Raw genomic sequence first — 18974 nt, forward strand, 5'->3', positions numbered from 1 at the left:
CGCTAACAAGTGCGCTTCTCGACACTGGAAGCGCCCTGACGTGGCCCGCGTAGCCGACTTCGAGCCAAAAGAAAAGTAAATTTTGTGTCTCAACTCACAAAATCAAACGTTTCACCAAAAATGCTTCTGATTGAATCGTGGAGTCAGGAGTATGTGCTCCGAGAAAATTACCCACGGCGGTTCGCCGTATCCATCGAACAGAAAGTTCACTGATGGCATTGAACAAAAAAGCCTTGCGCAGCGTTATCGCGTTCGCGGGCATCTCCGTATTCGCTCTGACGGCCTGCACGGGCCCGGCGGGCGGCGGCGGTTCAGCATCTTCAGCTGCAAGCGGCCCGATCGCTTATGGCACCACCGACAAGGTGACCGCGCTCGACCCTGCAGGCTCGTATGACAACGGTTCCTTCATGGTGATGAACCAGGTCTATTCCTTCCTCCTCAACTCGAAGCCAGGAAGCGCGGACCCGGTTCCGGACCTGGCAGCGTCGGCGTCGTTCACGTCGCCAACCGAGTACACCGTGAAGATGAAGCCCGGACTGAAGTGGGCCAACGGCCATACGCTGGACTCCACCGACGTCAAGTTCTCCTTCGACCGGCAGCTCAAGATCAACGACCCCGCTGGTCCTGCTAGCCTGCTCGAAAACCTGGACAGCGTCAGCGCCCCTGACCCCAGCACTGTCGTTTTCAAGCTGAAGCTGGCCAACGACCAGACGTTCCCGCAGATCCTCAGCAGCCCGGCCGCGCCGATCGTGGACCACCAGGTCTTCCCGGCCGACAAGCTGCTTTCCGATGACGACATCATCAAGGCCAAGGCGTTCTATGGCCAGTACACGATCGACAGCTACAAGAAGAACGAGCTCATCAGCCTGAAGGCATACCCTGACTACCAGGGTGTCCTGGGCAAGCCGGCCAATGACGCCGCCACGATCAAGTACTACGCTGAGCCGACCAACATGAAGCTGGACATCCAGCAGGGCAACATCGACGTTGCAAACCGGAGCCTCAGCGCCACCGACGTCGACGACCTCAAGAAGGACTCGAAGGTCAAGGTCAACGTTGGTCCCGGCGGCGAGATCCGCTACATCACGTTCAACTTCAACACCATGCCGTTCGGCGCCAAGGCACCCGATGCCGACCCGGCCAAGGCACTTGCCGTGCGCCAGGCAATCGCCAACCTCGTTGACCGCCAGGCCATCGCGGACCAGGTCTACAAGGGCACCTACCTGCCGCTGTACTCCAACGTCCCCAGCGGATTCCTGGGCGCCAACGAGTCGTTCAAGGACGCTTACGGTGACAACGGAAAGCCGAGCCTGGACAAAGCCAAGAAGGTCCTTTCCGACGCCGGCGTCAAGGACGTCGTCACCCTGAACCTCCAGTACAACCCGGACCACTACGGCAAGTCCTCGGGCGACGAGTACGCCATGATCAAGGACCAGCTGGAAAAGTCGGGCCTCTTCAAGGTCAACCTGCAGTCCACCGAATGGGTGACCTACAGCAAAGCCAGCCGTGCCGACGAGTACCCGCTGTTCCAGTTCGGTTGGTTCCCTGACTTCAGCGACCCGGACAACTACCTGACCCCGTTCTTCCCGAACGGTGGCTTCTTGAAGAACCACTTCAACGACCCTGCCGTGACAGACCTCATCAACAAGCAGCTGACCACCACGGACAAGTCGGCTCGCGAATCCACCATCAAGGACGCCCAGAACGCTTTGGCAAAGGACATTTCCACTTTGCCGCTGCTCCAGGGTGCCCAGGTTGCCATCTCGGCACAGGGCGTGAACGGCGTCGACAAGACGCTTGACGCTTCCTTCAAGTTCCGATTGGGAACTATTTCAAAGTAAGCAGCCGGTAGGGGGAGGCGGGTGCCAACAGGTGCTTTGCCTCCCCTTATTGCTGATTGCCTCACATTTTGAGCAAAACCCCGCGCGATCCGCGGGCAATGAACTTTAGGTAGCAATGACAACACTTATAGAGGTGCCCGACGTCGAACCGGACGCGGTCGCTCCCAAGAGTAAATCAGCGGGCGGGGGTCTGGGCAGGTACATCGTGGTCAGGTTCTTCCTGATCATTCCCACGATCTTCATCCTCGTGACCCTGGTTTTCTTCCTCATGCGGGTCATCGGAGACCCCATTACCGCAGCCCAGGGCGGCCGGCTTCCTCCGGATGTCCTGGCGCAGAGAATCCACGACGCCGGTTACGACCGGCCGATCATCGTCCAGTACTTCGAATACCTCGGCCAGCTGGTCACAGGCAACTTCGGCACTACCATCACCGACCGGCGCCCCGTCGTCGAAATGCTGTCGACCTTCGGCGCGGCCACCCTCGAGCTGTCGATCAATGCGCTGATCGTGGCGCTCGCAGTCGGCATCCCGCTGGGCATGATCGCCGCTCAACGGCGCGACAGGGCGACTGACGCTTTCCTGCGCTGCTTTGCGATCCTCTGCTACGCCACCCCGGTGTTCTTCTCCGGACTCCTGCTCAAGCTGACGTTCTCCGTTTGGCTCGGCTGGCTCCCCGTGGCCGGGCGTGTGTCCACCCGAACCGAGCTGGCCATGGGCCAATTGGCCGCCCCCACCGGCATCTATTGGCTTGACGCCCTCCGCAGCGGCAATTTCAACGCACTCGGCGACGTCGTGTCGCACGCCGTGCTTCCTGCTGTTGCCCTCGGTCTGCTGACCGCCGGCGTCTTCCTGCGCCTCGTCCGGACCAACGTCATCGGCACGCTGGGCAAGGACTACGTCGAAGCCGGCCGTTCCCGTGGCGTCAGCGAGTTCCGCCTTGTGACCAAGCACGCCTACAAGCCGGCGCTGATCCCCATCATCACCGTCATGGGCCTGCAGATCGCCCTGATGCTCGGCGGAGCCGTGCTCACAGAGACTACCTTCGAATGGAAGGGCCTTGGCTACCAGCTGGTCCAATACCTGAATGCGAGGGACTTCGTCGCGGTCCAGGGCATCGTGGTGCTGCTGGCCGTCATCGTCGCATTCACCAACTTCGTCGTGGACGTCGTCGCCGCGCTGATCGACCCGCGAGTGAGGTACTGACATGAGCACTGCAACAATTTCAGGACGAAAGAAGTCCTTCCTGTCCGGACTTCCCGTCATTTCCCACGTCAACAAGAGCGTTGGCCTCCAGCGGGGCATGCTCATCACAGGGCTTGTGCTGACCGGGCTCTTCCTTCTCTCGACCGTGCTTGCGCCGTTCATCGCACCGTACGGCTATTCCCAACTAAGTGACGCTTCCGGCTCGTTCCCCACCCAGGAGGCCCCCAGCAGCAAGCACCTGCTCGGCACCACGGTGGGCGGCTATGACGTTCTTTCCCGCGTCCTATGGGGTTCACAGACCGCGGTGACCGTGATCGTCGTCGCCGTGGCGATGTCCATCTTCCTCGGCGTGGCGCTGGGCCTGCTCAGTGGTTACTTCGGCGGCTGGCTGGACCGGGTGCTGGTAGTCATCGCCGATGCCATCTACGCCTTTCCTTCCCTGCTCCTGGCGATCGTCATGTCGATCGTCATCAGCCGTGGCCAGTCGAGCTTCTGGGGCGGAATCCTCGCCTGCGCCTTCTCGATCACCGTGGTGTTCGTTCCGCAGTATTTCCGCGTGATCCGGGCCGAGACCATCAGGCTCAAGGCCGAGCCGTTCGTGGAATCGGCCATGGTCCTGGGTGCTTCCAGCTTCCGGATCATCACCCGGCACATCTTCAAGAACGCCACCCGGACGCTTCCGCTGATGTTCACCCTGAACGCCTCCGAAGCGATCCTGACCCTGGCCGGCCTCGGCTTCCTGGGCTTCGGCATCGAACCGTCCTCAGCCGCAGAGTGGGGCTTCGACCTCAACAAGGCCATGGCAGACGCGTCCTCCGGCATTTGGTGGACGGGCGTCTTCCCGGGTATCGCGATCGTCCTCACGGTGCTGGGGCTGACCCTGGTCGGCGAGAGCATCAACGATCTCAACGATCCCCGGCTACGTGGTCGCAAGCGTGCTGGAGGCAAGGCCTCCCGCTCGAAGGCCACGGCAGGAACCGACGGCAAGAACACAGGGGCCACCACCACTCCTGAACCAGAAGCAGGTAAGGCATGACCACCAACATCGGCAACATTTCGGACCAGCCGCTGCAATCCGGCCAGCCGGTCCTGGACATCGAACGGCTCAAAGTCACCTTTGCCACGGACAGCGGCGACGTCTACGCGGTCAAGGACGTCAGCCTCGAGGTCAAAGCCGGCGAAGTCGTGGCGATCGTGGGGGAGTCGGGTTCCGGCAAGACTGTTACGGCCAAGACCATCCTCGGCTTGCTCCCGGAGACAGCCATCAGCTCCGGAGCCGTGCTGATCAACGGCAACAACGTCATCAGCGTCAGCGCGTCCAAACTGCGCAAGATCCGCGGCCGCGACGTAGCCATGGTCTTCCAGGAGCCGTCAACGGCCCTGAACCCGGTGTTCACGGTCGGCTGGCAGATCGCCGAAGGCATTCGGGCCCATGCCTCGGACGGACACCGCATCTCGGCCAGGGAAGCCAAGAAGCGGGCTACCGAAGCCCTGCGCAAGGTAGGCATCCCCGATCCGGAGACCCGCGTCAACTACTATCCCCACCAGCTTTCGGGTGGGCAGAAGCAACGCGTGGTCATCGCTGCCGCGCTTGCCTTGAACCCGGGTTTGATCGTGGCGGACGAGCCGACGACCGCCCTGGACGTCACGGTCCAGGCCGAAATCCTTCAGTTGCTCCGGGACCTGCGTGACAAGTACGGCACCTCGATTGTCCTCATCACCCACAACATGGGTGTCGTGGCCGACCTGGCGGACCGCGTCGTGGTCATGTATCAAGGTGACGTCGTGGAAGAGGCTACTTCCAGGGTGCTCTTCGCGGAGCCCAAACAGGACTACACCAAGAAGCTGCTGGCCGCCGTGCCGCACCTCGGCCGCAACTCAGCGTCTGAAGGGGCCACTGAGCGCCTGCACCAAGGCGGAAAGGTCCTGGTTGAGGCAAAGAACCTCACCATCGAGTATCCAGGCCGCCTCGGCAAGCCTGGGTTCAAGGCCGTGGACAACGTCAGCTTCACGGTCTCTGAGAACGAGGTCTTCGGCCTGGTTGGCGAGTCCGGTTCCGGCAAGTCCACGATCGGCCGGGCCATCGCGGGCCTCAACAGGGCAACCGGGGGCAGCCTCAAGGTGCTTGGTTACGAAATGCTGGGCTTCAAGGAGCACACGTTCAAGCCGCTGCGCAAGGACATCGGCTTCGTCTTCCAGGACCCGGCCGCCTCGTTCAACCCGCACCTGACCATTGGTGAGTGCGTGGCGGAACCGCTGCTCATCCATACCCACCCCAGCCCGGCTCAAGCACGCCTGCGCGTGGCGCAGTTGCTCGAATCGGTGCAGCTGCCGGCGTCGTACGCTGAACGCTTCCCGCACGAGCTCTCCGGCGGGCAGCGCCAGCGTGCTTCGCTGGCGCGTTCGCTCGCGCTCAACCCGCGCCTCCTGATCGCCGACGAGCCGACCTCGGCCCTCGACGTGTCCGTGCAGGCAAAGGTCCTGGAACTGTTCAAGGACATCCAGGAAGAGTTCGGCTTTGCCGCGCTATTCATCAGCCACGACCTCGCCGTCGTGGACATCCTCTCCCATTGGGTCGGAGTGTTGTACAAGGGCAAGCTCGTGGAACAAGGGATCGGCAGCCAGATCATGGGCAGTCCCCAGCACGACTACACCCGTAGGCTGATCGCCTCGCTGCCGGTGCCGGATCCTGACGAACAGGCCCGACGCCGGGAAGAGAACCGCGAGCTGCTGGGCATCTAGCCCGCCATCGAAGCGGTGATCCACCAGAAAGGACATGCCCGCCCTTCTCCACGAAGGGCGGGCATGTCCGTTCCGTCTGGGCTATTCGGACACAATGCTGATGTTGAAGAGTTTGTCCTTCGGCTGGCGCATGAAGATCCGGAGCCACAGCGGCATCCACATTTCAAGGCCGCGGGCGGCGTCGAGCCCGCCCAGGTCGTGGATGTGCTCCGGAATCCAACCGAACTCCCGCAGGAGCCCGACGACGGTGGCTTTCGCGTCGTCGTCGTTCCCCGCCACGAAGACGTCATGGGCACCATCGGCAAGCCTGAGCGGATCAACCATCAGCGGAGCAGTCAAAGTGTTGAGGGTCTTGACCACACGGGCCTCGGGGAAGGAACGCTGGATGGTCTCGGCAATGCTGTCGGTATTGCAGACGGAGAGCGACGGCGGGAACCCTTTGGAAAAGTCCAGCGGATTGGATACGTCCACCAGGACCTTGCCGGCCAGGTTCGCGGCCCCGGCTTCGCTCAATGCTGCGAGCGAGACCGTGCCCGGGGTTGCGTTGACCACGATTTCCGCCATGCCGGCCGCCTGGGCGAAGGAACCGGAACTCGCTCCCGGCCCTGCCTGCGCAGCCCACTCCGTACCCTTGGGATTGCCGGCCTCCCGGGAACCCATCATGACCTCGTGGCCGACCTCCACCAATTTGCTTGCCAGGGCATGCCCTACCATTCCGGTGCCAAGAACTGCGATCTTCATGCGTGCTCTCCTTATCATCGGCGTGGACATGCCCATTCTGCCCCTCAAGGCCCGGCCGGCACACCCTAGACTGGAGGAATGACCGAGCAGAACCACGCCCTCCCCGACGCCGACTCCTTCGATCCTTCCGCCAGCTCCCTTGCAGGCCGTGTGGACCAGGCCGTCATGGACGAGCTGCTCTCCATCCGGTCCAGCATCGACAACATCGACGCCACCCTCGTCTTCCTCCTCGCGGAACGCTTCAAGGCCACCCAGAAAGTGGGCGTCCTCAAGGCGACGCACAAGCTTCCTGCAGGGGATCCGGGGCGCGAGTCCGCCCAGATTGCCCGGTTGCGCCGGCTCGCCGAAGAAGCGCACCTCGATCCTGCCTTCGCCGAGAAATTCCTGAATTTCATCATCAGCGAGGTCATCCGGCACCACGAGGCCATCGCCGAGGGCCACCAGGCTTCCATCGCGCAGGCCTGACGACGTGCCTGCCGAAACCACGCAGAACCAGGTCACCGCCACGGCCTTGGGTCCCTGGCCCGGGACTGATCCTGCCGAGGCGGCACGGGTGATCCGTGGCGAGCTGGGCAGCCCGCACCTGCCGTTCCTTGCCGAGCTTCCCGACCGCGGTGTCGGCTCGGACGCCCTCGGCCGGACTGCATCGCTTCTGGTCGAGCTGGCGATCGATGTCCAGCCACACGGCTGGCGCCTGGTTGACCGCCCGGGGAAAGACCTGCGGCGCGCCAAGTCTGCGCTTGCCACGGACATCAACGTCCTCGCCGATGTTGCCGGCTCGGAAGAGACCTCCGCCCGGGAACTCAAGATTCAGTTGCGCGGCCCCTTGAGCCTCGCGGCCGGCCTCTATTTGCACAATGGGGAGCGCGCCCTTCTTGATTACGGCGCCAGGAGGGACATTGCCGAGTCCCTGGCGGCCGGCGTCGCCGAGCACGTGTCCCGGATCCGCGATGCCGTGCCGGGCGCCGGGATAGTGGTCCAGCTCGACGAGCCGGACGTCTCTTCCGTGTTGGCGGGCACCATTCCCACCGCGAGCGGTTACCGCACCCTGCGCGCCATCCCGGTCGAAGAGGCCACGGGCGCCTGGCGTCTGGTCATCGACGCGCTGCGGGCCGCGGGAGTCGCGGAGACAGTGGTTTCGGTTCCTGAGATCGAAGCACCCATCCAGCAGATCCTCGCAGCCGGGGCCGACGGCGTCGCGCTTCCGCTCAAAGCACTCACCACGCGCCAATGGGAACAGCTTGCCACCGCCGTCGAAGCGGGCAAACGTGTGTGGGCCGGCGCCCTCCCCGTAGAGAATCCGCGGGCAAACCTGCCACGCACCGCCGAACTCGTGGACAGCGTGTGGCGGCCTTGGCGCCAACTCGGCCTGCCGGCGTCGAGCCTGGGGGCCGTGCGTGTCACGCCGTCGGACGGGCTGGCCGGGTACTCGCCGTCGGGAGCCAAAGAGGTTCTGAACCGCTTGACCCAGCTTGCTGACGGGCTGAACCAGCTCGCGCTCGGTTAGCCTTTCGTCCGGCGCCTTCTAGACCCGCCGTTCCCACCGGTCCGGCTCGGCGTAACGGGGGAGCCCGACGGCGGCAGTCGCGGTGCGGGCCGCCACGGCACCATCGGTCGCTGGTAGCGAGGGTGCCAAACGGTAATCGAAGGAGCCTGCGTAGACCAGGACCAGGCCCACATGGCGCTGAAGGACCTTCACCTGGATCCGATGTTTGCCTTCTGCCGCATCCCACCATTGCTCTGCGTAGGCTTTGGCGTCCAGGTAAGCCGGCAGGGCGAGCCTCAGGGGACCCAGGAACAAACGCGAGGCGCCCGAGACGCCGCGAAGCCGCCCCTCGGGCGTGACGTCCAGGTCCAAAGCCGTGGCGAGCCGGCGATACCGGCCCACGTAGTCGACCAGACGGGTGCCGTCGTTGCTGGTTTCCGCGACGGTGGTGTCATGGAACAAGCGGGTGTGCCCGGGGAAGAAGATTTCACGCCGGGCAGTGAGGCTGGAGCGCCCGAACGGGTCAAGGTGCGCATGATTTTCGATGCGGAACGGGATGCGCTCCCCGTATTCGGGGAAGAAGGCCTCTTCCCCGGCGACCGTGGCAAGGAGGGGGCGGAGCCATTTCTGGCGGCAACCGACGACGTCGAAGACGCCCTCGCCGATTCCGTAGTATCCGGAACCCGGGGCGAGGGAGAAGTAGTCCTGGAGCTCGGGCTGCAATTGGCGGAACTTGGCGCCCAGCGCCAGCTCGTAGATGGGTGTGCTCATGTGCTTTCCTCGGATTCCGGGTAATTGATTCTTGTGGACACGGCGCCCGGCCGGGCTACAAGCGGCCTGCGGCCTTCAGCCGAATGTACGCATCCGCCAGGAGTGGCGGCAATTCCACGGGCTCGGCGTCGACTACCTCCGCGCCAAGCTGCCGCAATTGGGCGCTCACGGCCTCACGGTCCAGCAGGGCACGTTCGGCGGCAGACGCACGGAAGACCTGGCTCGCCGTTGTGCGTTCCTCCTTCATCCGTCCCAGCAAGGGGTCCCGGACCGATCCAATCAGCACCACGTGCTGCCGCGCCAGTTGCGCTACCAAGGGGATGAGTCCCTCTTCCGGAGCGCCGCTGTCGAGCGAGGTCAACAGGACCACGAGGGAACGGTGCGCCGAAATGGCCCGAATCTCGGCCGGGATCCGGGCCCAGTCCATCTCGATCAGTTCCGCCTCGAGCGGAGCCATGGCCTGGACCAGGGAGCCGAGGAGATTGCCTTTCGCCGCCGAATCGACGCGCCCGCGGACGCGCCTGTCGAAGGCGAAGAAGTCCACGCGGTCTCCGCCCCGTTCAGCCAGCACTGCCAGCAAGAGCGCCGCCTCCATCCCGGTGTCCAGTCGGGGCTCGTCGTCTATCCGGGCTGCCGCCGTGCGCGAGGTGTCGAGCATGATCACGACGCGTCGGTCCCGTTCCGGCCGCCAGGTCCGGACGACGACGGCGGTGCGCCGGGCGGTGGCCCGCCAGTCGATGGAGCGCACATCGTCACCCCGGACGTAGTCGCGGAGGGAATCGAACTCTGTGCCGGCTCCGCGGATCTGCACGGCCGCCTTGCCGTCGAGCTCCCGCAGTTTCCGCAGCTTGGGCGGCAAATGCCGCTTGGAATGGAATGGCGGCAGGACGCGCAGACGGCCGGGGAGGGCCACGGTACGTTGCCTGGCAGCCAGGCCAAGCGGGCCGAAGGAACGCAGCGTAACGTGCGGTGCGGTCAGCTCGCCGCGCCGCGTGGGCCTCAGCCGTACCGACACTCGCCGCCGCTCACCAGCCGGGATATCGGCGCGCTGGACCGCGGCGACGGTCCCGGCGGACGGCTGCCAGGCGTCCCGCACCAGCCCGCGGAAGGTTCGCCGGTTGCCGTTCTCCAGCGTCAGAACGGACTCCGTTTCCGAATGCAGGGTGACATTCCCCGGGTCCTTCCGCTGCAGGGCGATTTTCGCGGGCGATGCGGCCAGCACGATGTCGCACAACAACAGCGCGAGCAGGACGGCGGTGGTGAGAAGGACCGTGCTCCAGGCGGGAAACAGGACCAAGGGGGCCAACGCGGCGAAAACCAGCAGCACGAAGCGGCCTGTGATCGCCATTCAATACCCCTGGATGGTCATGGTTCGGACAGTCATGAGGCACGGCCTCTCAACGTGGCACGGGAACAGAAGCCAGGATGCTTCCGAGGACATCGTCTATGTGCACACCGTCCATTTGTGCCTCGGGACGAAGCCCAACACGGTGCCTCAAACACGGAAGGGAGAGTGCTTTGACGTCGTCGGGGGTGACAAAGTTGCGTCCGGACAACCATGCCCAGGCACGCGAGGTGTTCAGCAACGCCGTGGCACCACGCGGGGAGACGCCCAGCTGGAACGACGGCGCCGCCCGCGTCGCCCGCACGACGTCCACGATGTAGCCGAGGATCTCTGGGGCAACTGTCACTCCGGCCACCGCGTCGCGGGCATTTTGGAGTTCGGCGGGCCCCGCTACGGGCCTGACTCCCGCCGCGGGCAAATTGCGTGGATCAAAGCCTTCCGCATGCCTTCGGACCACTTCGATCTCTTCTGCACGTCCGGGCAACGGCATGGACAGCTTGAGGAGGAAGCGGTCCAGCTGGGCCTCGGGCAGCGGATACGTGCCCTCGTACTCGACCGGGTTCTGCGTCGCGGCCACAATGAAGGGCGATGGCAGCGGCCGGGAAAGCCCGTCCACCGATACCTGTCGCTCCTCCATGGCTTCCAGCAGCGAAGCCTGGGTTTTGGGAGGCGTTCGGTTGATTTCGTCCGCCAGCATGATGTTGGTGAACACCGGTCCTTCGCGGAAGGTGAATTCCGAGGTGTGCGAGTCGTAGACGAGCGAGCCCGTGACGTCACCGGGCATGAGGTCCGGCGTGAACTGGACCCGCTTCGTATCCAGGCTCAGGGCGGCGGACAAAGCACGCACCAGCAGGGTCTTGGCAACGCCCGGAACACCCTCAAGCAGTACGTGCCCCCCGCACAGCAGCGCGATGAGCATGCCCGTTACCGTTGCATCCTGCCCGACGACGGCCTTGCCTACTTCGTGACGGACATCCAGCAACGCTTTGCGGGCAGTATCGGACGTCGCAGGGGCCGGCGCCGGTTGCCCGTGCGACGCCGGGCCTCCCGAGTAGCCATGGTCGCCGTCTGTGAAGCTGTTCGCTTGATTGCTCATTGTTTGATTGCTGAGCGGTTGATTACTCATGGGGCCGTTGCCTCCTGCTCGAGTTTTTCGATGCTTTGTGCCCAGTGGACCAGTTCTGATTCGCTGCGTGGCCGGTGGTCCAGCAGTACCGTCCGCAGTTCCTGTGCAGGCCGGGTGACCTTCCGGGACACGGCATCGAGGACGGCTTGTGCGCCGGCCTCGGGTCCGAGTCGGAAGTGCTTGGCAAGCCTGGTTAACGTGCCGGCCCGGAGATTATCGGCTGCCCGGCCCACAGCGCGGGAATCCTGGTACAGACGCGCGCGGCCTTCCGCGGTCTCCACGGCCTTGACCACCACCGGCAGCGGCTCGAACACCAGCGGACCAAGCCGCCTGCCCCGCCACAGCACGGCGAGCACCGCGATCACCGCCAACCACAAGCCCAGGAAGCCAACCCACGGTGGCGCCAAATCATTCAGCGTAGGCGGCCCGCCGTCATTCGGTACGTCTCCAAGGCCGGGCAGATACCAGACGAGATCCGGCGCAGGCCCGAGGGTTCGGAGTGCCAACGCGGCATTGCCTTCCACCTGAAGGAGATCATTGCTGAGCAGGGCTGCGCTGCCGAGTACCACCAGCCGTCCGTCCGCAGTGGCCGCGTACATGCCGCCGTCCTTGCTGCTCGGGCGGTAGCACATCGCTTCGGCCCCTGTGTAAAGGAACGCGCCCTTCGCGGAGACACTCCCTGCTGCCAGCGGATCGGCCTGACCGCATCCAGCTTCCAACGTTGACGTACCGTCGGGAACCACCCCGGCGCTATGGATCCCGCTGCCCAGTCCCGTGAGGGTGCGGAGCCCGGGGGCCACGACCACCACCCGCGCGGCCGTTTGCAGCAAGCTGCGCAACTGGGCGGAATCGAGATAGCCGTTGCGGTCATACAGGAAGACGGTGGCGCCCGGCTCCTTCGCCAGCAGCGAGGTGGTCTTCGCGAACGAATCGGATTCCGTGACCGCGACTCCGTGCCGCCGGAGGATTTCGGCGGCGGCCATCGCACCATCCGGCGCCGGATTGCCGGCGGAGAGGGGTGCGCTGTCCGGGTTCGCGGGGGACTGCGTCACCGTGACGACGCCCAATACCGCGACGATGGCACCGATGATGATCCAGGCCACATGGCGGCGCGACCAGGCCCGCAACTGCGCGGGCCATCGGAGCTCCTGGGTGTCGGCGGTCATCGCGGCACCGCCAAACCGATGGCGGGTTGGCCGGCGAAGTCAGGTTTCATGCCCGACAGTCCGGTGTCCAAGGCCAGCACTGCAGCATGATCGGAAGCCGTGGCAGTTGCTTTCCCGTACTTCACGCCATCGAAAATGCGGGCCGCTTCCTCGAGCCGCGAACTGGCTTCCCCGAATGCGCGTCCCAATTGAGCAGCCGCCTCGTCCGCGGTCCGGCCAGCCTGGATATCAATGATTGCCCGGTCCTCCGCGGAGCGGACCACAGCACGGAATTGTTCGACGACGGCCGTTTGCCAGTCCCCGCGGCTTGCCGCAGCAGCTGCCCGAGCGCGGAACGCGCCGGCGTCAGCTGTTGCCTCGCCGTCGAAAACATCCGCCGAGATCTTCTTCCGGGCGTTGAGCCTTGGCCTGACAACGATCACCGCGACCACGATGAGGACCACGGCCAGGGCGCCGATCAACGGCACTCCGATATTCGGCCCGCTGATGGAGTCGCCGTTCAAGGAGCGGAGCCAGTCGATGAACTGGTTCCATATCTGGTCTATCCAACTGGGTTTGGCGGCTGCGTACTGCGGTTTGGACAGTTCCTCAACCGCCCACCGTTGCGCTTCGGCGCGGTCTGGATCAACGGGAGGCTCGGAGGCGGCGAAAAGAAAGGCGAAGGGAGCGGATGCCGGAATCATCCTGTGTGGAAGCCCTGACCGGTGGTCGGCGGCCACGATTGCGCACCGGCTTGACGTGGCCCGCGGCGGCCCGGAACGCCGTCGGGATCTTCCCCGGTTTCCAGGAGGCGCAGGAGCTCCACATCCAGTCCGTCGCGCCGCATCCTCAGGTCCATATAAATCAGGGCCGCTACCGAGGTTTGGAAAGCGAAGCCAACGGCGCTTACCAGGATCCCGACCACCAGCGAAACGACTGCCAGGACAATGGCCGTGGTGGTCACTTGCGGGGCCCCGGCATGGGGTGCGAACACAGCGGTTACTCCGCCGGACGCCAAGCTCAGGGGAATCTGGATGACCGACCCGATGATACCCACCATGAAGGCCACGAGCAGCGTGATTCCGAAGATCCGCCACCAGTTCCGGGTGGTCAGCGCCCACGAGCGTCGGAGACCGGCGAAGACGCCGAGTTCCTCTACGGTGATCGCCGCGGGGGCCACCATCAGCTTCGTGTAGATCCAGGCATATACGACGATCGCGCCCAGTCCCATTGGGAGAAGCAACAGCCCCCCGACCGGTCCCAATCCAGTCAGGATGAGGACGGCCAACAAGAACAGGACGAGGAAGAACAGCAACGCTCCGGCGAGGATGAGGGCGGCGAAGCCTACCAGGGGCCAGAGACGCGAGCGGGCGAGGGACCACATTTGCTTGAACCCGGTGGGCCGGTTCAACGCCGACCTGGCGACGGGAATCGCCATGACTCCTTGAAGGATGGCCGCCAGCACCATGGAGAGCAACGAGATTCCCATGATCCCGGCAGCCGCGCCAAGGACCGGGCTGAAGTATTGCGTCGCCTCGTCCTGGCTCGTGAAGCCCCCTACGGGAGGTCGGGCGATCCCTAGCGTGGCAAACTCGACCACCCCGCTCAATGCGCCGGTGATCGCCTGGACAATAAGGGCCGATCCAAACATGGTCTTCGCGTTCCGGCGGATGGTCTGGAACGCGCCGTCCATGATCTCACCGAAGAAGAGCGGGCGGAGGGGCACGATTCCGGGTTTCGGGGGAGCCACGTAGCGTGGCTGGCCATAGGGAGGTGGACTGCCGGCCGGCCAACGCGGATCGGCCGGCGCGCCCCACGCTTGCCCCGGATACTGCGGCGCGCCCCACTGTGGTTGCGCGCCCCACTGTGCTTGCGCGCCCCACTGTGGCTGCGCGCCGGGCGGGGGTGCGCCCCACGGCGGTCGGGGTCCCTGCTCAGGCCGGTATGCCGGGTCTGGCTGTGACACGTTTTCCTCCCCAAAAGATGCGTCCGCAGCAGTGCACCGACCCCGGAAGGGGCCGTTCGCACCAGCCTATAGTTCCGCCGTCGTGCCTCATAGCCCATTCGCTTGCGGGCTGCAGCGCGCCATGCCGTGATCGGGCTCAACGGGACAAAGGCTTGGTGATAAGGGAATATATAACTATGAAGGCACGCATCCTGGTAGTAGACGACGACGAAGCGCTGGCCGAAATGATCGGCATCGTGCTGCGGAACGACGGCTTCGACCCGGTTTTTTGCGCGGACGGTGGGCAAGCGCTGGAGGTCTTCCGTTCCTCAAAGCCAGATCTGGTACTGCTTGACCTGATGCTGCCCGGATCGGATGGCATCGAAGTGTGCCGCCAGATCCGCGGGGAGTCGGACGTCCCCATCGTCATGCTCACCGCCAAATCGGACACCTCCGACGTCGTCCGCGGCCTTGAATCCGGTGCTGACGACTACGTGCCCAAGCCTTTCAAGCCTGCCGAGCTCGTGGCCCGGGTCCGTGCCCGGCTGCGCCCGGGAGACCAGAAGGCGCCCGAGACACTGCGGATTGCCGACGTCACCATTGACGTGGCGGGCCACTTGGTGACCCGCGGCGGAGAGCGGATCTCGCTGACGCCGCTGGAATTCGATCTCTTGGTCGCCTTGGCGCGCAAGCCCTGGCAGGTCTTCACCCGTGAACTGCTCCTTGAGCAGGTATGGGGCTATCGCCACGCCGCCGACACCCGGCTGGTCAACGTCCATGTCCAGCGCCTCCGGTCCAAGATCGAACGTGACCCGGAAGCTCCCGAAGTTGTATTGACGGTTCGTGGTGTCGGATATAAAGCAGGCGCCTGAGTCTTCCACCGGCGAGCCCGGCACTGACCAAGAGGCCGCGGCGGCCAAGGTCAAACATCCTGTTCCAGGACATCCTGTGCCGGAACACACGGACGCGCGGGCACTGAATCTCCCCTGGATCCTCGAGCGCACCCGCATATGGACGCGCCGCGCCCTCATCCTGGCACTGCGTGTCTCCCGCCTCGTGGTGACCGGACTTCGCCACATCCGGCCGGGAATCCGGTACTTGTGGCGCGCCCTGCTGCGCCGTTGGCGCCGCTCCCTCGAATTCAGGACCGTCGCGGTGACGATTGTGCTGTCGATGGTGTCTTTTGCGGTAGTCGGCGCGTACCTCTCAAACCAAATCGCGAACAACCTGTTCCAGGAACGTTTGAAGCAAGCCGAATCCGAGAGCCGCTACTACGTCAAGCAAGTCCAGGACACCTTCGACGGTTCACAAGCCAACGACCAGTCAAGCGTCATCACCCTCGTGTACGACACGCTCAAGGCAGTGGAGGGCAATGGCTCGGTCATCCAGCGGCGTTATGTCTTCGAAGCGATGCCCGAACAAACCAAGCCGCGCAACCGCTGGGTGGAATCGCGGGCCTCGGACCAATTGACGGTGCGCGTCATTCCTCCGGCACTTCGCAAGGCTGTGCAGGAATCGGGCAAGGACCAATACTGGGCATCCACTGAGTTCCCGGTCGGCAACCAGGACCATCCCGGCATCGCCGTCGGCAACAAGGTCACATTCAACGGCACGGTCTACGAGCTCTATCTCCTGTATGACCTGGATACCGCCCAACAAACCTTGGACGAAATCCAGAACGTGCTGTGGGCCGGCGGGGCCGCGCTCATCCTGATGATCGGCGGCATTGCCTGGTATGTGACCAGGAACGTCGTCAGTCCCGTGAGCCACGCCGCCGTCGTGTCCGAGAAGCTGGCCGCAGGCCAGTTGCAGGAGCGGATGGTGGTCAAGGGCGAAGACGAAGTAGCCAGGCTGGGCGCCTCCTTCAACCACATGGCCGCGAGCCTGCAGGAACAGATTACGCAGCTGGCCACCCTGTCCCAGATGCAGCAGCGCTTCGTCTCCGATGTGTCCCATGAACTGCGGACACCGCTCACCACCGTCCGGATGGCGGCGGAAGTGTTGTTCGATGCCAGGGACGACTTCGACCCCATCAACAAGCGCTCCGCGGAACTGCTCTACAACCAGGTGGAGCGTTTCCAGTCGCTGCTCTCGGACCTTCTGGAGATTTCGCGCTTCGACGCCGGGGCCGCGGTACTGGACGCCGAACCGACCGACATCTTCCAGGTCGTCGCCCACGTCATCGACGGCGCCTCGCCCGTCGCCGCAGAGTACGGCTCCGATGTGCGCCTTACCTCGCGGCACAAGCGCATCATCGTGGAGATGGACGCGCGGAGGATCGACCGCATCCTGCGGAACCTGCTGCTCAACGCCGTCGAACACGGCGAGGGGAAGCCTGTCCACGTTTCCGTTGCCGCCAACCACGATGCGGTCGCGATCTCGGTGCGTGACTTCGGCATAGGGATGACCGCGGCAGAAACCGCGCGGGTCTTTGATCGTTTCTGGCGCGCCGATCCCGCGCGTGCCCGGACCACGGGCGGCAGCGGATTGGGGCTTTCCATCGCCGCGGAGGACACCAAGCTCCACAACGGTTGGTTGCAGGCTTGGGGGCGCAAGGGATCCGGTTCCAACTTCCGGCTGACGCTGCCCCTCAAGAAGGGGGGCACCATCGTGAAATCGCCTTTGCAGCTTGAACCCGCGGACATCCATTTGCCCGGCGCGGCGCCGGAGCGCCACATGCTCGTCTTGGAAGCGGGCGATCCGCCCCCGGAGCGCGGTTCCGCCGTGGAGACTGGCCCGGCGGACGATCCGTCACTGCCGCCCGCACTGCCTGCGGCGCCCGACAACGACGTCGACGATCACCAAGGGGGGACGGCACCATGACTTTCCGACGCACCCGAGGGTCCGGGCGTCCGTACCTATTAAGGGCCGTGATTGCCGTTCTGGCCGTCCTCATGGTGGTTCTCAGTTCCTGCGCGCAGATTCCGCGGTCCGGGCCGGTGGGAAAGAGCAAGGACGAAAGCGCGGGCAACCCGAACGCTCCCGTCTTCTTCCCGCCGCCACCGCACCCCGGAGCCACCCCGGAGTCCATCATTGAAGACTTCTATGGTGCAGGCAGCGGTTACGAGGGCGACTACGCGGTGGCCCGGCAATACCTCACGCAGGCGCTGTCCGTCAGCTGGAAGTCCGACAAGCGCACGCTCGTTTTCCGCAAGGCGACCGTCGTCAAGACCGGCGTGGAGAATGAGTTCAAGTACCAGCTGGACCTCGCGTACTCGGTTGACGCCGACGGCGTTGCGACCCAGTTCCCGGAAGGAACCACCGAGACAATTCCGGTGACGCTGGAACAGGTCGACGGCGAGTGGCGGATCTCCGCGGTCCCGGACGGCACCGCGATCCCCGAAGAGACGTTCAAGGTCATCTACGCGGCCCAACCCATCTATTTCTACGACCCGACGTTTACGTATGCGGTTCCGGACGTCCGGTGGTTCATCAAGAAGAACACTGTGAAGGCCATGACCAGCGCCTTGCTCGACGGCCCTGCGCCCTACCTCCAAGGTGCGGTCGTCAGTGCTTTTCCTTCCGGCATGAAGCTGGCGAGGGAGTCGGTGCCTGTGGTGTCGGGAGCAGCGCAAGTGGACCTTTCCGCGAAGGAACTCGTGGATGCCTCAGCCGAGGACCGGCAGCGCATGCAAAACCAACTGACCCTGACGTTCCGCAGCCAGCCTGACGTGGTGAACGTCCAGCTGCGGGCAGACCAGGACCTTGTCCGGGTGGAGGACAACGGCTCGGTCCTTCCGCCGGTGCTGGAGAAGAACGCTCCTGCGCGCCAAATCGCCATCAGTAACAACGAACTGGTGCGCTACGAGAACAACAGGGTGTCCGCCCTTCCGGACATGCAGCCGGTGGCCGGACTGAACCCGAGCGCTCCCGCCGAGTCTCCGACATCACAGGCGGTGGCCTTCCTCAACGGTGCCGGCACGGTTCTGTATTCGATGATTCCGGGCCAGCCCGCCCGGCAATTGACAACCAGGACCACCCTGAGCCATCCCTCGTTCAGCCCGCAGGACTGGGTCTGGACGGCAGGTCCGGGGGGCAACGGTGCCACCGAGGTGGTGGCGTTCAAACCGTCCAATGTTCCTCAAGGCCAGCCCGTCCCCACTGTGACGATGACGCCGCCATGGCTGGCAGGGCGCGTGGTGAGGGACTTCCGGGTTTCCCGCGAAGGGACCCGCGCACTGGTCATCTCCGAGATGAACGGCAAGTCATCGGTGCAGGTGACCGGTATTCTCCGCAATCCCGACGGCACGCCCAAGGATCTGACGCCACCCACAACCTTGTTCTCGTCCACACCTGTTGATCAAGGGGTCTGGGTCAATTCCACGACGGTCGCGGTGATGAAAGCCTCGTCAACCGATAACGTGGTTCCCGAACTGTTGTCCTTGACGTCGGGCCAGCCGCAGCTGTTGCCTGCATGGCCGAACCTGACAACCATCAGTGCGGGCAACGGACCCGAGCAGATTTTCGGACAGTCGGGGGCCGGTGTGTTCCAACGGGTGGGCAACGGCTGGGAACTGCAACTCAAGGGTCCGATAGACCCTTCGTTCCCCGGCTAGGCGCCTTCTGCGAAACTCGGGTTTCCACATAGCCCGCTTGGGGAGTGTTTGCCGACGGCGATGAGCCGGATG

16 protein-coding genes are annotated in these 18974 nt (G+C 64.4%); 9 read left to right on the top strand and 7 right to left on the bottom strand.

Translation table 11 applies throughout. The annotated features are described in order from the left end of the window. Positions 1–212 precede the first annotated feature (212 nt). The 4 genes from QRN45_RS01625 (at position 213) to QRN45_RS01640 (ending at position 5787) form a co-directional block, all read left to right on the top strand. Positions 213–1841 (top strand): ABC transporter substrate-binding protein, encoded by a 1629-nt coding sequence (locus QRN45_RS01625; protein WP_241709184.1) that lies wholly within the window; start codon positions 213–215, stop codon positions 1839–1841. Between the two features lie 115 nt (positions 1842–1956). After that, positions 1957–3045: an ABC transporter permease gene (locus QRN45_RS01630; RefSeq protein WP_241709190.1), complete on the top strand. Its 1089-nt coding sequence runs from the start codon at positions 1957–1959 to the stop codon at positions 3043–3045. 1 nt (position 3046) lies between these two features. Beyond that, a complete protein-coding gene (locus QRN45_RS01635) occupies positions 3047–4081 on the top strand; it encodes an ABC transporter permease (protein WP_078108372.1) in 1035 nt (344 codons plus the stop codon). Then, positions 4078–5787 carry an ABC transporter ATP-binding protein gene (locus QRN45_RS01640; RefSeq protein ID WP_078108373.1) on the top strand — a complete coding sequence of 570 codons (1710 nt, stop codon included), beginning with the start codon at positions 4078–4080 and terminating at the stop codon, positions 5785–5787. Before QRN45_RS01635 ends, QRN45_RS01640 begins: the two co-directional genes overlap by 4 nt. Positions 5788–5868: 81 nt before the next feature. Here QRN45_RS01640 and QRN45_RS01645 read toward each other — a convergent pair whose 3' ends face one another. Continuing rightward, complete coding sequence (locus tag QRN45_RS01645; protein ID WP_284762266.1) at positions 5869–6528, bottom strand: NADPH-dependent F420 reductase; 660 nt, start codon at positions 6526–6528, stop codon at positions 5869–5871. A 78-nt stretch (positions 6529–6606) separates the two neighbouring features. Between QRN45_RS01645 and QRN45_RS01650 the strand changes: the two genes are divergently transcribed. Both QRN45_RS01650 and QRN45_RS01655 read left to right on the top strand, forming a co-directional pair. Beyond that, a complete protein-coding gene (locus tag QRN45_RS01650) occupies positions 6607–6993 on the top strand; it encodes a chorismate mutase (protein WP_059387536.1) in 387 nt (128 codons plus the stop codon). 4 nt (positions 6994–6997) lie between these two features. Further along, entirely contained in the window at positions 6998–8035 is a 1038-nt protein-coding gene (locus QRN45_RS01655) for a uroporphyrinogen decarboxylase/cobalamine-independent methonine synthase family protein (protein WP_284762267.1), read from the top strand. Between the two features lie 18 nt (positions 8036–8053). Here QRN45_RS01655 and QRN45_RS01660 read toward each other — a convergent pair whose 3' ends face one another. Genes QRN45_RS01660 through QRN45_RS01685 form a run of 6 tightly spaced genes read right to left on the bottom strand, consistent with a single transcriptional unit; the run spans position 8054 to position 14151 of the window. Beyond that, positions 8054–8785, bottom strand: a complete 732-nt coding sequence (locus QRN45_RS01660; protein WP_284762269.1) for a DUF4166 domain-containing protein — start codon at positions 8783–8785, stop codon at positions 8054–8056. Positions 8786–8840: 55 nt separating this feature from the next. After that, positions 8841–10133 carry a DUF58 domain-containing protein gene (locus QRN45_RS01665; RefSeq protein WP_284762270.1) on the bottom strand — a complete coding sequence of 431 codons (1293 nt, stop codon included), beginning with the start codon at positions 10131–10133 and terminating at the stop codon, positions 8841–8843. 49 nt (positions 10134–10182) lie between these two features. Continuing rightward, a complete protein-coding gene (locus tag QRN45_RS01670) occupies positions 10183–11226 on the bottom strand; it encodes an AAA family ATPase (protein ID WP_241709199.1) in 1044 nt (347 codons plus the stop codon). A 26-nt stretch (positions 11227–11252) separates the two neighbouring features. Next, positions 11253–12422 (bottom strand): DUF4350 domain-containing protein, encoded by a 1170-nt coding sequence (locus tag QRN45_RS01675; protein ID WP_284762271.1) that lies wholly within the window; start codon positions 12420–12422, stop codon positions 11253–11255. Continuing rightward, positions 12419–13105, bottom strand: coding sequence for a DUF4129 domain-containing protein (locus tag QRN45_RS01680; RefSeq protein WP_284762272.1), 687 nt, complete (start codon positions 13103–13105; stop codon positions 12419–12421). Before QRN45_RS01680 ends, QRN45_RS01675 begins: the two co-directional genes overlap by 4 nt. After that, complete coding sequence (locus QRN45_RS01685) at positions 13102–14151, bottom strand: DUF7847 domain-containing protein (RefSeq protein ID WP_284762273.1); 1050 nt, start codon at positions 14149–14151, stop codon at positions 13102–13104. Before QRN45_RS01685 ends, QRN45_RS01680 begins: the two co-directional genes overlap by 4 nt. Positions 14152–14543: 392 nt before the next feature. Here QRN45_RS01685 and mtrA point away from each other — a divergent pair, with 392 nt between their 5' ends. The 3 genes from mtrA to QRN45_RS01700 are packed head-to-tail and all read left to right on the top strand — an operon-like array spanning position 14544 to position 18902. Further along, entirely contained in the window at positions 14544–15218 is a 675-nt protein-coding gene (mtrA, locus tag QRN45_RS01690) for an MtrAB system response regulator MtrA (RefSeq protein ID WP_059387541.1), read from the top strand. Beyond that, positions 15190–17169 carry an MtrAB system histidine kinase MtrB gene (gene mtrB, locus QRN45_RS01695; RefSeq protein WP_241709210.1) on the top strand — a complete coding sequence of 660 codons (1980 nt, stop codon included), beginning with the start codon at positions 15190–15192 and terminating at the stop codon, positions 17167–17169. The genes mtrA and mtrB overlap by 29 nt, the downstream gene beginning before the upstream one ends. Beyond that, positions 17166–18902 carry an LpqB family beta-propeller domain-containing protein gene (locus tag QRN45_RS01700; protein ID WP_241709211.1) on the top strand — a complete coding sequence of 579 codons (1737 nt, stop codon included), beginning with the start codon at positions 17166–17168 and terminating at the stop codon, positions 18900–18902. The genes mtrB and QRN45_RS01700 overlap by 4 nt, the downstream gene beginning before the upstream one ends. The last annotated feature ends 72 nt before the right edge of the window (positions 18903–18974 follow it).

The organism is Arthrobacter sp. efr-133-R2A-63, from assembly GCF_030209795.1.
In the GTDB taxonomy this organism is placed as follows: domain Bacteria; phylum Actinomycetota; class Actinomycetes; order Actinomycetales; family Micrococcaceae; genus Arthrobacter; species Arthrobacter bambusae_A.

What these genes read in the sequence shown, in the direction of transcription:
- QRN45_RS01625 (WP_241709184.1), top strand. Translation starts at nt 213, where the DNA reads ATGGCATTGAACAAAAAAGCCTTGCGCAGCGTTATCGCGTTCGCGGGC.
- QRN45_RS01630 (WP_241709190.1), top strand. Translation starts at nt 1,957, where the DNA reads ATGACAACACTTATAGAGGTGCCCGACGTCGAACCGGACGCGGTCGCT.
- QRN45_RS01635 (WP_078108372.1), top strand. Translation starts at nt 3,047, where the DNA reads ATGAGCACTGCAACAATTTCAGGACGAAAGAAGTCCTTCCTGTCCGGA.
- QRN45_RS01640 (WP_078108373.1), top strand. Translation starts at nt 4,078, where the DNA reads ATGACCACCAACATCGGCAACATTTCGGACCAGCCGCTGCAATCCGGC.
- QRN45_RS01645 (WP_284762266.1), bottom strand. Translation starts at nt 6,528, where the DNA reads ATGAAGATCGCAGTTCTTGGCACCGGAATGGTAGGGCATGCCCTGGCA.
- QRN45_RS01650 (WP_059387536.1), top strand. Translation starts at nt 6,607, where the DNA reads ATGACCGAGCAGAACCACGCCCTCCCCGACGCCGACTCCTTCGATCCT.
- QRN45_RS01660 (WP_284762269.1), bottom strand. Translation starts at nt 8,785, where the DNA reads ATGAGCACACCCATCTACGAGCTGGCGCTGGGCGCCAAGTTCCGCCAA.
- QRN45_RS01665 (WP_284762270.1), bottom strand. Translation starts at nt 10,133, where the DNA reads ATGGCGATCACAGGCCGCTTCGTGCTGCTGGTTTTCGCCGCGTTGGCC.
- QRN45_RS01670 (WP_241709199.1), bottom strand. Translation starts at nt 11,226, where the DNA reads ATGAGCAATCAAGCGAACAGCTTCACAGACGGCGACCATGGCTACTCG.
- QRN45_RS01675 (WP_284762271.1), bottom strand. Translation starts at nt 12,422, where the DNA reads ATGACCGCCGACACCCAGGAGCTCCGATGGCCCGCGCAGTTGCGGGCC.
- QRN45_RS01680 (WP_284762272.1), bottom strand. Translation starts at nt 13,105, where the DNA reads ATGATTCCGGCATCCGCTCCCTTCGCCTTTCTTTTCGCCGCCTCCGAG.
- mtrA (WP_059387541.1), top strand. Translation starts at nt 14,544, where the DNA reads ATGAAGGCACGCATCCTGGTAGTAGACGACGACGAAGCGCTGGCCGAA.
- QRN45_RS01700 (WP_241709211.1), top strand. Translation starts at nt 17,166, where the DNA reads ATGACTTTCCGACGCACCCGAGGGTCCGGGCGTCCGTACCTATTAAGG.